This window comes from Bradyrhizobium sp. CCBAU 45389, assembly GCF_028128625.1.
Classification (GTDB): domain Bacteria; phylum Pseudomonadota; class Alphaproteobacteria; order Rhizobiales; family Xanthobacteraceae; genus Bradyrhizobium; species Bradyrhizobium liaoningense_B.
On record NZ_LBIY01000097.1, the window covers coordinates 408,767 to 421,180 of the forward strand.

The following is a 12,414-nucleotide window of genomic DNA, read 5'->3' on the forward strand; positions in this document are numbered from 1 at the left end:
GTCACAGGATGGTCGCGAATTTGTTGACGAGCAGGATGTCCTCGACGGCCCGAATGTCCTTCTGCGACGAGAGCGTGATCTCCTCCACGGCCGCATGCAGATCGCAGCCTTCGCGCAGCACGCGGTCATAGATCTCCCGTCGCCGTGCCTCATCGGGCGGCAGCATGAAGATGCTGTAGAGGATCAGGCCGTTCAGGCGGGGCAGCTCGTCCAGGATGTCCTCGAGCACCATGTAGCTGCCGGGCATGATGTGCTCGACGGCGCTGAGCAGATATTGCAGGTTCTTGCGCCGCGCATAGTCGCGGATCACGATGTTCTGGACGTGCTGCGGGGTGCGGCTGCCGTTCAGTGGCCGGGCGCCGATATAGCCGCGGTGGCCTGCTCGCTCAGCCATGGAAGCCTCCCGGCAGCTTGTATTGCATGCCGACCCGCGTCGCCGGACGCAGCAGGATCGGCTCGAAGAACTCGCCGAAGCGCTTGTCCGCGTAGGGCGACATGATGCTCTTGAACCGACAGTTCATGCTCCAGCGCGTGCCGGGCTCCTCGTTGACGCGATTGCCGTGCATCAAGGTCTGGTTGAACAGCATCACGTGACCGTAGGGAATCTCGATGAAGGTCGCGTGCGGCTTGATGGTCTTGTACAGCTCCTCGGCGCTGCGCAGGCTTGCCATCCGGTCCTGCATGTCGCCGTTCTGGGACGGCGGCAGCAGATACATCGCTTTAGTGCGGCGGACGTCGACCAGCGGCACCCACACCACGACCTCGAACGGCGAGTCGCCCGACCAGACGTCGGAATGGGTGGCGAGCAGGGACGAATCGTCGCCGGGCAGCTGGATGCTGAGATTGACGCGGCGCTGCATGCAGAGCTCGTTGCCGACGATGGTCTCGATCGTCGAGCGCGCCAGACGGAAATAGGTCGGCCGGAACCAGGGCTCTGCGTTGAGGCCGTTGAAGACGTGCAGCCGCAGTCCGTTGAGATCATCCACGCTCACGCGCGTGTGGATGGTGTCGAGCATCGCATAGGGATCGTTGCTGTGCGGCAGCTTGAGATAGTCCGCTGCGAGCTCGGCGGCGCGCCGCTGGATGCGGTCGAGCCCGGCGCGGTCGTCAGCCGGCGTGGTGACGAAGCCGTCGTCGATGAAGCGCTGCGCCAGCGCCTGCTCATCGGCCCCGAGGAAGTCGGTATCCGTCATGCAAAGTACTCCCGCGCGGTCGCGCAGATATGGCTGATATCGGCGGCCGAGAGGAACTGGTTGATGGGAAGGGTGAGGATCTGGTCCGCCTGCCGCTCGGTGACCGGAAACGCGCCGCGACCGTGACCCAGATGCGCTGCCGCCGGCTGCAGATGGATCGGGACCGGATAGTGAATCGCGGTCTCGATGCCCTTGTCGGCGAGATATTTCTGGAAATCGTTGCGACGCTCGGTCTGCACGACGAAGGTGTGGAAGGTGTTGAACTCGATGTTGCGGCAGGGCGGGATGAACAGCGGCAGGCCCGCGAGCTCGGCGCGGTATTGCGCAGCGTTGCGCCGCCGGCGTTCGATCACCGAGGGCAGGTGGCGCAGACGAATGCGAAGCACCTCGGCCTGCAGCGTGTCGAGCCGCGACACGAGGCCCCATTCCTGGACGTCGCTGCGGTTGATCAGGCCGTGATTGCGCAGCCGGCGGATTCTTGCGGCAAGCTCGGCGTCGGCGGTGACGAGGAAGCCGGCATCGCCCGCGGCATTGAGATTCTTCAGGGGATGCGCGGAGAAGCAGCCGAACGTTCCGATGGTGCCGCTCATGCGCCCGTCATAGGTCGAGCCGACGGCTTGCGCGCTGTCCTCGATCACGGCGAGAGCGTGCTTGCTCGCGATCGCCATCAGCGGGTTCATGTCGGCCATGCGGCCGGTCAGGTGCACCGGCATGATGGCCTTGGTGCGCGGTGTGACCGCGGCCTCGACTGCGGCGGGATCGATGTTCTGGTCCGGTAGCACGTCCGCAAAGACCGGCGTGGCGCCGACCGCGATGATCGCGGCGGTCGAGGCCACGAACGAATTCGGCGGCGTGATGACCTCGTCGCCGGGACCGATGTCGAGCGCCCGCATGGCGAGGATCAGCGCGTCGGTGCCGGAATTCAGCGTCACCACATGCGGCGAGCCGAGATAGGCGGACAACTCTTCTTCGAGCCTCCCGACCGCTGCGCCACCGATGAAATCGCCGCGGGAAAACACGCCCTCCACCGCCTGCATGATCTCGGCGCGCTCTTCCTCGAATTGCGCGGGAAGATTGACGTAACCGATGCGCCGGCGGCCGGTGTCAGCGTCCATGGCAGAACTTCCGGACGGTCTCGATGACGCGGTCCTGCTGGGCGCGCGTCAGGTGCTGGTCGACCGGGAAGCTGATGACTTCCTTGGCATGGCGGTCGGTGACCGGGAACGTGCCCGGCGCGTAACCGAGATGCTTGAGGCCTTCCTGCTGATACAGCGGGATCGGATAGTGGATCTTGGCCTCGATGCCGTTGTCCAGGCAGTACTTGTAGAGCTCGTCGCGGCGTTCGGCGAACACCATGTAGAGATGGTAGACGTGCTTCACGTTGGGGCGGCGCGGCGGAACGCGCAGGCCGGGCAGGCCGGCGAGACCCGCATCGTAATAGGCCGCGTTCTCGATCCGGCGCCGCGTGATCTCGCTGGTCTGGCCGATCAGCCAGTTGCCGACGACGGCCTGCAAGGAATCGAGCCGCGAATTGCAGCCGAGGATCGCGATCTCGTCGCGGTTCTTCATGCCGTGGTTGCGGATCAGGCGGAGCTTCTCGTTCATCCCGTCGTCATTGGTGACGACGACGCCGGCATCGCCCCAGACGTTGAGGTTCTTGAGCGGATGGAGCGAAAAGCCCGCCGCGATGCCGTGGGTGCCGGAGCGCTTTCCCGCGAACTCCGACAGGATGCCCTGGCAGGCATCCTCGACCACGGGAATGTTGTGGCGCTGGGCGATCGCCATCAGCTTGCCCATGTCGGTGACCTCGCCGGTCAACTGAACCGGCATGATCGCCTTGGTCTTCTCGGTGATCGCGGCCTCGACATAGTCGACGTTCATGCAGAAGGAATCGTCGCAGTCGACCAGCACCGGCGTCGCGCCGGTCTCCGCGATCGCGCCGACGGTAGCGATGAAGGTGTTGGCCGCGGTGATGACCTCGTCGCCATGGCCGATGCCGAGCGCCTTGAGCGGCAGCTTGAGCGCATCGGTGCCTGATCCGACGCCGATGGCGTGACGCACGCCGATCAGCTCGGCAAAGCGCTTCTCGAATTCGGCGACGGGCTTGCCAAGGGTGAAGTCACCGGTCGCCACCAGGCGGCCGATCTCGGCGAGGATCGGTGCGGGATCGGCGAATTGCTCGAGCAGATAGGAATATCGAACGTCGTACATGTGACCCGTCAGGTGGAATGAAGTTGAGGAGAGGAGGTGCGCGGCGCCGCGAGCGCATGCTCGATCGAGGTCGCAATGGCGTTGGCGGAGAGCCCGTGCTTCTTCAGCAGCGAGTCCTGCGAGCCGTAATTGTGCATGAAGCGATCCGGCAGCGACAGCCGCAGCATCGCGGGCAGGCCCGATCCGAGCTTGTCGATCAGCGTCTCCGCGACCGCGCTGCCGAGGCCGCCGGAGGGGACGTGCTCCTCGAGCGTCACGAGCAGGCGCGTCGCGCGCACCGCCTGCAGCAGCGCCTCGGTGTCGAGCGGCTTGACGGTGTGCATGTGCAGGATGCCGGCACGGATGCCTTGCGCGGCCAGCAGGTCGGCCGCGGCGAGGGCGCGCTGGAGCATGATGCCGGTGGTGACCATGAGGACGTCGCCGGGCGGCCGCATCAGGATGGCCTTGCCGATCTCGAAGCCGTGCTCGGCCTTGGAGACGATGGCGTCACCGCCCTTGCCGAGCCGGATGTAGATCGGACCCTTCCAGTCCAGTGTATGCTCCATCATGCGCGCCGCCTCGTCGGCGTCGCACGGGCAGATCACCGTCATGTTCGGCAGCGCCCGCATGATGGCGATGTCCTCGATCGCCTGGTGGGTGGGGCCGAGCGGCGCATAGACGAGGCCGCCGCCGTTTGCGATCAGCCGCACCGGCAGATTGTGCAGACAGAGGTCGACCGCGACCTGCTCGTAGCAGCGCCGCGTCAGGAAGGTCGCGATGGTGTTCACGTAAGGCACAAAACCTTCCATCGCGAGGCCGGCCGACATGCCGATGATGTGCGCTTCCGAGATACCCTCGATCAGGTGGCGCTTGGGAAACTCCTTGCTCATCGCGCGCAGCGTGCCGGCGCCGGGATCGGAGCCGATGTAAAGCACACGCTCGTCGCGCGCGGCGAGCTTGTGGACCATGTTCATCGCGGTGTTGCGCATGGGGAGCCGATCAAAAATCGCCGACAGCAACGCGGATGGCGTCGAGCTCGCTGTCGGTCAGCTTGTTCTTGTGATGCCAATCGGCGTTGGATTCCGCCGCCGGAAGACCCTTGCCCTTGACGGTATGGCAGATGATGGCGGTGGGTTTGCCCGCAACGGCCGGGACCTGCTTCAGCACGCTGTGCAGGGCGCCGACGTCGTGGCCGTTGACCTCCTGCACGGCGAAGCCGAAGCTGCGCCACTTGTCCGCGAGCGGCTCCAGCGGCAGCACGTAGTCGGTGGGCCCGTAGCTCTGCAGCTTGTTGTAGTCGATCATTGCGACCAGGTTGTCGAGCCCGTGCTTGGCCGCGCCCATCGCAGCTTCCCACACCGATCCTTCATTGATCTCGCCGTCGCCGAGCAGGACGAAGGTCCGGTAGCTGCGCTCGCGCATGCGTGCAGCCAGCGCAAGGCCGACGCCGATCGAGAGGCCGTGTCCGAGCGCGCCGGTCGACGCCTCGACCCCCGGCACCATGCCGTATTCGGGATGTCCGCCCAGGATGCTGTCGGGGCCGCAAAAACCATCCAGCTCCGACAGCGGGAAGAAGCCGCGATCGGCCAGCAGCGCGTAGAGCGCGAGACAACCGTGTCCCTTGCTGAGGATGGCGCGGTCGCGATTGGGATCGCGCGGATTCTTCGGATCGATCCGCAGCACGTCATCGTAGAGCACGCGGACCATCTCGATCAGCGACAGGGCGGGTCCGACATGTCCGCGTCCCGCAGAACGGACAGAACCGAGCACCAGACGGCGCAAATACAGGCTGCGCTCGTCCAGCGTGCAGGTGAGGGCGGCTTCAGCGTGGGGTGAGATCTGGATCACGTTGGCAAATCGTTTGGTGGAGCCGGCGCGCTTTGTCGAGCTGACCGGCGAGGCGGGCCGTCAGATCGCCACCTTGCGCGGCCAATGCGCGTCGGGAGCGGCTTTCCGGCAAGTAAGCATTCAGGACAATCAGGCACCAGATCGCCCCGAACACAGGATACAGTACGTCACGGCGGATCGCAAACGCGTCATCCCTAGCCGCGAAAGCTTGCGTGAGGCGTTCGGTCAACCGATTTGCTTTGGCTTCGGGCAGATCACTACCGGGGTGAAGCGCGGTGTCGGACACGAGCTTGACCGGATCGTCCCAGCCGAAATACTCGAAGTCGATGAATAGCAGCCCGCCGTCTTCGCCGCGCAGGGCATTGTGCAGCCCGAAATCGGACGGGCTCAATGCGCGATGCGCGGGCGCAAGATCCGCTGCGGAATCCAGGCCGAGTTCCGCGTAGCGCAGGCGCAGCTTCCGGATCGCAAGGGACGTGCTGGGCACCAGGCTGCCGTCGATGAATGCGCGCAGCTCCGGATGATCATCCGAAGTCCGTCTCAGTCCGTCCAGGCGCTGCTCGTACTGGGCGATCGCCTCCTCGGGCGAGAAGATGCTGGCCGAAGCGTTCCGCAGAGTCTGCGCGCCGTTGGCGTCGCGCAGTTTCTGCAGCTCGATCAGGAAATCGGCCAGCTGATCCGCATCGCCGTCCTGCGGGCGCAGCACCGCCGCCTCGCCGTCGAACCATTGATACAGCGCACAGAACGCGCCCGCATCCTTCGCGATCGGGCGCGGTGTCGACATGATGCCGTGGCGCGACAGAAACGAGAGCGCGTCATATTCCTGTCCCAGGCGATCGCGTCCGTCGGACGGATAGTGCTTGAGGGCGAGGGCAGGTCCCTTTGCCATCTCCAGCCGAAACACCCTGTTGTTGCCGCCGGACCGCGCCGGTTGGGCGGCCGCGACCGGAGCACCTGCCAGACGGCTGCCGATCGCCATCGCATCCGCTGCGCTGATGTCGGGCTCGCTCATGAGGCAAACACTTCGTTGCGGATGCCGGCCCATGTCGCGATCGGCTTGCAATGTCCGGGGTGCGGGGGCTGTGAAAGCGTGAACAGGATCGATCGCGTGCTCTTCGGGAAATGCGGTTGCTCGAAGACCTCGACGAGATCGTCGATGAAGACGTCGAGCTCCAGGCTCGCGAGCCGCTCGACCTTGGCGGCCATCGTGTCCTCGAAATAGACGTCGCCGGCGGCCACCGCCGCATCCGCAGCGTCGATCAGGCCGGCACCACGCAGCCAGCCGCGTGCGGCCTCGCGCAGGTCGGTGTGGTCGGGGTCCTGATGACCGTATCGGGTTTTGTGGCTGACGATGTACACCTTCGCGCCGGCCTGTCGGCACGCCGCCAGGAATTCCCGCACGCCCGGATAGATTTCGGCGCCGCCAATGCCCTTGCCGTAGACGAAGCCTTGCAGGCCCTGCCAGGCGAGCTCGCCGCCCGTGCGGGATCGCAAGTAATCCCGCACATCGGTCTTCAGCCCCTCCCAGCCCTCCGGCACCAGGTCGCGCTGGCGCGCCGCGGCGGCAAAGACCTTGTCGTAGCAGATGATCGTGTTGTCGAAATCGATGCCGATCCGCACGCCGCTCACTTCAGGCTGATGTTCTGCATCATCTTGATGTTGAAGTACCTGGGGTCGTTGAGCGAGTTCGGCAGACGGCCGGTCTTGAAAGCGTCCACCAGACCCGACACGGCCTGCTCGATCGTGTGCGTCGGTGCAAATCCGAGCTCCCGGCGGATCTTCTCCGAAGAGACGTGATACGAGCGCAGATCGTCGGTCGGCTCGACCACCACGTCGACATTGCTTCCGACCACCGACTTGACGATGTCGGCGATCTTCATCAGCGAGTGGTTCTCGTAGCCGATATTGTAGGTCCTGCCGTCGATCTTCGCGTCGTCCTGCTGGAGCAGGAACAGATAGGCCGCCGACATGTCCTGGATGTGCAGGTTGGGCCGGCGCTGCGTTCCGCCGAACACGCGGATGCGGCCGGTGTTGACCGCAAGGTTGGTCAGGATGTTGACGACGACGTCGAGCCGCTGCCGCGGTGCGTAGCCGCAGACGGTGGCGGGACGAACGGTGCAGGTGACGAATCCGGACGCGGCTTCGTCGGCGAGGTCGGTCTCGCACATCGCCTTGAACTTGGAATAGTCCGTGAGCGGTTCGCAGGACAGCTCCTCCGTCACCTCGGCTTCGTCCTTGATGCCGTAGACGCTGGACGAGGACGCATAGATGAAACGCTTGATGCCGGCCTTCTTCGCCGCCCGCACCATCGGCCGGAAGCAGTCGTAGTTGATGGACTTGCCGAGCGTCGGGTCGAGCTCGAACGAGGGGTCGTTGGAAATGCAGGCGAGGTGGATCACCGCATTGTTGCCGCGCAGGGCCTCGTTGATCGCGGCTTCATCGCGGATGTCGCCCTTGATCAGGCGCAAATTGGGGTTGTCCCGGAAGGCGTCGAAGACGTTCTCGCCGTACATGAACAGGTCGAGCACCGTGACCTTGTGGCCTGCCGCGAGCAGCTGGGGAACCAGCACGCTGCCGACATAACCGGCGCCACCGGTGACCATCACATTCCACTTTTGATCAATCACTGTCGTTCTCCAGAATATGCCTTCGCGCTACTTCAACAACGCGGTGACGAACTTGACCAGCGGCACCTTCTCGACCGAGCTGCGGTGACCGACGATGCCGACCTTGATCGCGCCGGCCGCATTGCCGATGAAGGCAACGTCCTCGATGTTGCCGCCGGCGGCCACCAGGGGCGCCGTGATCGTCAGGAAGGCGTCGCCGGCGCCGACCGTGTCGACAACGGTCTTGGTGAAGGCGGGGACGCGCGCCACGCCGGTCTTCGACGAGAAGGGGTAACAGCCGAAGGAGCCGTGGGTGATGATCATGTTGTCACAGGCGATCCTGCCGTGCAGGCCGGTCTCGATCACCGAGGCGATGTCGCTGAACTTGTCGGTGGCGGCCAGCCGCGCTTCCGGCGCGTCGATGCAGATGTAGTCCGCGCGCGGATACTTCGTGATCAGATTGTAGCCGTGGTTGCCGCTGTTGCTCTGGGCATTGACGGCCAGGAACTTGGAGTTCGCGATCAGCGCGTCGATCGTGCTGGATGCGATCATGCCGTGACCGAAATCGGTGACGATGACCACGTCAGCGCCGCGCACGCGCTCGGTCGTGACCCTGTCGATCTCCTCCCGCTGCGCCGGGCTGACCGGCGTGTCGTTCATGGTGTAGACCTCGAACAACTTGTGCAGGTAGCCGAGCTCGACGTAGCGGAGCTTGCGGGTGGTGGGGCGGTTTTCGACGCGGATCGGCGTCAGCTTGACGTTCTGGCGGATATGCGCGCGCAGGAATTCCTCGGGATAGTCGTCGCCGCCGAGCGTCGTGACGATCTCGACCGACTTGCAGAAGCTCGCGACATGGTTCGCCGCGGCGATCACGCCACCTGCGAATTGCTCCCGGTTCTTGAACAGGGTCGCAACGATGTTTTCCTTCGAGGCCTTTCCGAGCGCCGTGACGTACTGGTATTCGTCGATGATCGTATCTCCGACCAGCACGACGTGCATGTCCTGGATCTTGTCGATCAGCTTCAGGAGCCGTTCGGCGCCGCCGCCTTCGCGCACCTTCTGGAGGTAGTCGCGCAGCGGGGGATCGTAGATGTCGAAGTAGCGGTTCAGCAGCGACGACGAGCTGAAGGTCACGTCGCGCGTGAAGACGATGCGCCCGCCATGGCGCTCGACGGCGTCGCGCTCGGTGGCGATCTTGCCGGTGACGTCATCCTCGGGATTTTCGTAGTCCGAGCCCTTCACGTAGATGTCGGGGCGTATGGTATCGAGGACCGGCTCGGCGCTGGAGGTCCGGTTGATGCCGACCCAGTCGACCGTGCCGAGCGCGGCCAGCATCTCGGCGCGCATGTTTTCGGGAAAGATCGGCCGTCCCGGACCCTTGTTGACGAAACGGTCGGCGGTGATGGTCACGATGACCACGTCGGCCTCGTTGCGCGCCGCCAGGATGTGCCGGACGTGACCGAGATGCACCAGGTCGAACACGCCGTGGCAGAGCGCAACGGTACGGCCTTCGGCCTGTGCGGCCCGTGCGATCGCCCCCAGTTCCTCGAGCGTCTTGATCTTCTCGTGCGGTGCCGGATGGAGCGCCGCCTTGTCTGTCGAAGAATTATCCATCTGAATTACCCAAAAGCGCCGGCCGGCGGCAGCCGGACGGTCCGAAATTGATCGATTCGCGGCAACGATACCCGGCGAACCTGTTCAATAGCTTGCCTTCGGCGTGCCGGACGTCGCATCCTTGTCGTCACCGAGATATTTGAACCAGTCCTTGGTGGCATCGGCGATCTTGTCGACCGTCCACAGGGGGGCGTCCTTGTACTGGTCCATCGACTTCAGCATCGTCGCGACGCCGTCCTCGAATTTCACCTTCGGCGCCCATTTCAGGACGCGCTTGATCTTGGTGATGTCGGCGTAGGTGCAGTCGGGCTCGCCGGGACGCTTGGGAATGTGGACCTTGTCGCCGCCGAGCAGCTCGACCAGCCGGTTGACGCTGTAGGTGTTGTCCGAGCCGACATTGAATATCTCGTGCGAGACGTCGGAGCGTGCGGCCGTGACGAAGGCGTCGGCGACGTCACTGACGAAGGTGAAATCGCGGGTCTGCTCGCCGTCGCCGACCACCGTGAACGGCTTGCCGGCAAGCTTCTGCGCCATGAACACGCCGAACACGGCGCCGTAGGTCCCGGTGGTGCGATGGCGCGGCCCGAACACGTTGAATAGACGGAGCGCCACCGCCGGAAGCTTGTAGACCTGGCACCAGTGCATGACGCACTGCTCGCCGAGATTCTTGGTGAGAGCGTAGGGATACATCGGCCGGATCTCGGCGGTCTCCGGCGTCGGGTAGACGTCGGGAATGCCGTAGCAGGACGATGACGCGGCGTAGACGAAGCGGCTGACGCCAGCCTGCCGCGCGGCCTCGAGAACGTTGACGGTGCCGTCGACATTGGCGCGGTGATACGGGATCGGCGATTCGATCGAGGGAACGATGTCGGCGAGCGCGGCGAGATGAAAGACCCAGTCGACGCCGTGGAAATACGGGCGGATCTGCTCGAGGTCGGTGACGTCGGCGCGCACGACCTTCAAGCGATTCGAACTGGCATGCGAGGACAAATTTTCGGGACGCCCAATGACGAAATTGTCGAGCGCAATCACCTCATGTCCGTCGTCGAGGAGACGATCGACAAGGTGGCTTCCAATGAACCCGGCGCCGCCAGTAACGATGCATTTCATGGGGAACATCCGTGATGCGAATGCCCAGCGAAACAGGCTCGCCAATGTTGAGTGAAACCCGAAAGCCGGTTACCAGCCACGCGCAAGTTTGGCAAGTATTATACCTTTGCAATCCCTAGTAATAGCCGGTATCACACGCCCATTACAGCCGAGCCGCGAGCCCATGCCCACCGAGTCCGTTGATCCCGATCACAAGGCTTTCCTCGTCGATTACATGGGGCGCCTTCATCGTGCGACGGCTGTCGACGACGCTATCTTCGCCCAGATATCGGCCACCCGCGCGGCCTGGTTGCGCGCGCGCGAGCTGGGCGGCCGCGTCATCTTTATCGGCAACGGCGGCTCGGCGGGCATCGCCTCTCATCTGGCGATCGACCTGGCGAAGAACGCATCGGTGCCCGCGCTCTGCTTCAGCGATGCAAGCATGATGTCGTGCCTTGCCAACGATTACGGCTTCGAGGACTGGATTGCGCATGCGGTGCGGCTGAGCGCGCGTGCCGGCGACTGTCTCGTCGCGATCAGCTCGTCGGGGCGGTCGAAGAACATCATCAACGCGGTTGCGCAGGCGCGGACGATGAAGCTCGGCGTGATCACGCTGTCGGGCATGAACGCGGAAAATCCGTTGCGCAATCTCGGCGATGTCAATTTCTGGGTCGACAGCCGCAGCTACAACATAGTCGAGACCACGCACCAGTTTTGGATGATGGCTGCGATCGACCTCGTCATCGGTCGCGCGGAATATCCGGCATCCTGAGGCAGGCATCGATGCAGTCGCGGTTCAAGCAGGCGGCCCTGTTCTCGGTGAAGCTGCTGCTGTCGATCGCCGTGCTCATCTACATCGCACGCGGTCTCGATCTGAACCGGTTGCGCAGCCATCTCGTCTCCGTCGATCCCTTCCTGTTCATTCTCGCGCTGGCGCTGATCTTCCTTCAGACCTTCGCGCTCAACGGCCGGTGGGAGCTGATCATGCGCGCGCTCGGCGTGTCGCTGGACTGGCTCGCCGGCTGGCGGATCCTGATGATCAGCCTCTGGTTCAACCAGGTGCTGCCGTCGTCGGTGGGCGGCGACGCCGTTCGGATGTGGATGCTGCGCCAGCGAGGCGTGCAGTGGCCCGAGGCGGTCAAGGGCGTGGCGGCGGACCGCTTCACGGCGTTGATCGGACTGATCGTGCTGATGGTGGCGGGATTTCCGTTCCTGATGTCGCGCGTGTCCAACGAGGCCGCGATCCTGGCGATCGGCGCGCTGACGCTGGCGGGCGTTGCCGGGACCGTGGTCTTGCTGACGCTTGATCGCCTGCCCAAGCGTCTCATCGCGATTCCCGCGATCGCAAGCTTCGTCCGCTTCGGCACGCTGGTCAGATTCCTTCTGCTCCGATCCGAGCATCGCGGCTTGCTGTTCGGGTCGGCGCTCTTCATCCATCTCGTGACGGCGACAGCCTGCTACGCCCTGGCGCGCGGCGTGGGGGCGCAACTCTCCGTCGTGGATGCCGGCATCCTGATTCCGCCGGTGGTTCTGCTGACCGCTGTTCCGATCTCGATCAGCGGCTGGGGCGTTCGCGAGGGTGCGATGGTCGCTTGTCTCGGCCTGGCCGGCATTCCTTCCGAGGAAGCGCTGTCGGTCTCGATTCTGCTTGGTGGCGTTAGCGTGATCATCGGTCTGGCCGGCGGCGTGATCTGGCTGGCAAGTCCGGAGCGCGGCTCCTATTCGGCGGACAAGGCAGCAAGAGCTGCGGAAGAATCGCCGAATTACGGGCTGGCAAAGGCCGAGGAGGTGTCGAGCCACCCTTGACACTCTTGAACCATTGCCGTCGATCTGAACTTCACAGGGCGGGTTCGACCCGCTCGCACGCATATCTC

The 12,414-nt window shown here is 64.4% G+C and carries 13 protein-coding genes; 2 read left to right on the forward strand and 11 right to left on the reverse strand.

Features of this window, described 5'->3' with window-relative positions; genetic code table 11:
- Position 1: 1 nt before the first annotated feature.
- The 11 genes from XH79_RS34835 to XH79_RS34885 all read right to left on the reverse strand — a co-directional run bounded on the left by XH79_RS34835 (position 2) and on the right by XH79_RS34885 (position 10,561).
- Complete coding sequence (locus XH79_RS34835) at positions 2-394, reverse strand: LIC12192 family sporadic carbohydrate cluster protein (protein ID WP_271584617.1); 393 nt, start codon at positions 392-394, stop codon at positions 2-4.
- The gene (locus tag XH79_RS34840) at positions 387-1,193 is read right to left on the reverse strand and encodes a sporadic carbohydrate cluster 2OG-Fe(II) oxygenase (RefSeq protein WP_271584618.1); all 807 of its coding nucleotides are present in this window, start codon (positions 1,191-1,193) and stop codon (positions 387-389) included. The genes XH79_RS34835 and XH79_RS34840 overlap by 8 nt, the downstream gene beginning before the upstream one ends.
- Positions 1,190-2,308, reverse strand: a complete 1,119-nt coding sequence (locus XH79_RS34845) for a DegT/DnrJ/EryC1/StrS family aminotransferase (protein WP_271584619.1) — start codon at positions 2,306-2,308, stop codon at positions 1,190-1,192. The genes XH79_RS34840 and XH79_RS34845 overlap by 4 nt, the downstream gene beginning before the upstream one ends.
- On the reverse strand, positions 2,298-3,404 hold the full coding sequence (locus XH79_RS34850; protein WP_211406485.1) for a DegT/DnrJ/EryC1/StrS family aminotransferase: 1,107 nt from the start codon (positions 3,402-3,404) through the stop codon (positions 2,298-2,300). Before XH79_RS34850 ends, XH79_RS34845 begins: the two co-directional genes overlap by 11 nt.
- An 8-nt stretch (positions 3,405-3,412) precedes the next feature.
- Positions 3,413-4,372, reverse strand: coding sequence for a transketolase family protein (locus XH79_RS34855; RefSeq protein ID WP_271584620.1), 960 nt, complete (start codon positions 4,370-4,372; stop codon positions 3,413-3,415).
- 10 nt (positions 4,373-4,382) lie between these two features.
- On the reverse strand, positions 4,383-5,231 hold the full coding sequence (locus tag XH79_RS34860) for a transketolase (protein ID WP_271584621.1): 849 nt from the start codon (positions 5,229-5,231) through the stop codon (positions 4,383-4,385).
- Positions 5,206-6,243 carry an aminoglycoside phosphotransferase family protein gene (locus tag XH79_RS34865; RefSeq protein WP_271584622.1) on the reverse strand — a complete coding sequence of 346 codons (1,038 nt, stop codon included), beginning with the start codon at positions 6,241-6,243 and terminating at the stop codon, positions 5,206-5,208. The genes XH79_RS34860 and XH79_RS34865 overlap by 26 nt, the downstream gene beginning before the upstream one ends.
- Entirely contained in the window at positions 6,240-6,851 is a 612-nt protein-coding gene (locus XH79_RS34870) for a hypothetical protein (RefSeq protein ID WP_271584623.1), read from the reverse strand. Before XH79_RS34870 ends, XH79_RS34865 begins: the two co-directional genes overlap by 4 nt.
- A 5-nt stretch (positions 6,852-6,856) precedes the next feature.
- Complete coding sequence (locus tag XH79_RS34875; RefSeq protein ID WP_271584624.1) at positions 6,857-7,858, reverse strand: NAD-dependent epimerase/dehydratase family protein; 1,002 nt, start codon at positions 7,856-7,858, stop codon at positions 6,857-6,859.
- Positions 7,859-7,885: 27 nt separating this feature from the next.
- Positions 7,886-9,451, reverse strand: a complete 1,566-nt coding sequence (locus XH79_RS34880; protein ID WP_271584625.1) for a PfkB family carbohydrate kinase — start codon at positions 9,449-9,451, stop codon at positions 7,886-7,888.
- Positions 9,452-9,535: 84 nt separating this feature from the next.
- Positions 9,536-10,561, reverse strand: a complete 1,026-nt coding sequence (locus tag XH79_RS34885; RefSeq protein WP_271584626.1) for an SDR family oxidoreductase — start codon at positions 10,559-10,561, stop codon at positions 9,536-9,538.
- Positions 10,562-10,724: 163 nt separating this feature from the next.
- On the opposite strand from XH79_RS34885, the gene XH79_RS34890 reads away from it, so the two are divergent.
- Together XH79_RS34890 and XH79_RS34895 are read left to right on the forward strand one after the other, a co-directional pair.
- The gene (locus XH79_RS34890) at positions 10,725-11,312 is read left to right on the forward strand and encodes an SIS domain-containing protein (protein ID WP_271584627.1); all 588 of its coding nucleotides are present in this window, start codon (positions 10,725-10,727) and stop codon (positions 11,310-11,312) included.
- A gap of 11 nt (positions 11,313-11,323) precedes the next feature.
- Positions 11,324-12,346: a lysylphosphatidylglycerol synthase transmembrane domain-containing protein gene (locus XH79_RS34895; RefSeq protein WP_271584628.1), complete on the forward strand. Its 1,023-nt coding sequence runs from the start codon at positions 11,324-11,326 to the stop codon at positions 12,344-12,346.
- Positions 12,347-12,414 lie beyond the last annotated feature (68 nt).

Coding starts and splice junctions, on each gene's coding strand:
- XH79_RS34850 (WP_211406485.1), bottom strand. CDS start 3,404: ATGTACGACGTTCGATATTCCTATCTGCTCGAGCAATTCGCCGATCCC.
- XH79_RS34885 (WP_271584626.1), bottom strand. CDS start 10,561: ATGAAATGCATCGTTACTGGCGGCGCCGGGTTCATTGGAAGCCACCTT.
- XH79_RS34840 (WP_271584618.1), bottom strand. CDS start 1,193: ATGACGGATACCGACTTCCTCGGGGCCGATGAGCAGGCGCTGGCGCAG.
- XH79_RS34855 (WP_271584620.1), bottom strand. CDS start 4,372: ATGCGCAACACCGCGATGAACATGGTCCACAAGCTCGCCGCGCGCGAC.
- XH79_RS34845 (WP_271584619.1), bottom strand. CDS start 2,308: ATGGACGCTGACACCGGCCGCCGGCGCATCGGTTACGTCAATCTTCCC.
- XH79_RS34835 (WP_271584617.1), bottom strand. CDS start 394: ATGGCTGAGCGAGCAGGCCACCGCGGCTATATCGGCGCCCGGCCACTG.
- XH79_RS34865 (WP_271584622.1), bottom strand. CDS start 6,243: ATGAGCGAGCCCGACATCAGCGCAGCGGATGCGATGGCGATCGGCAGC.
- XH79_RS34895 (WP_271584628.1), top strand. CDS start 11,324: ATGCAGTCGCGGTTCAAGCAGGCGGCCCTGTTCTCGGTGAAGCTGCTG.
- XH79_RS34890 (WP_271584627.1), top strand. CDS start 10,725: ATGCCCACCGAGTCCGTTGATCCCGATCACAAGGCTTTCCTCGTCGAT.
- XH79_RS34880 (WP_271584625.1), bottom strand. CDS start 9,451: ATGGATAATTCTTCGACAGACAAGGCGGCGCTCCATCCGGCACCGCAC.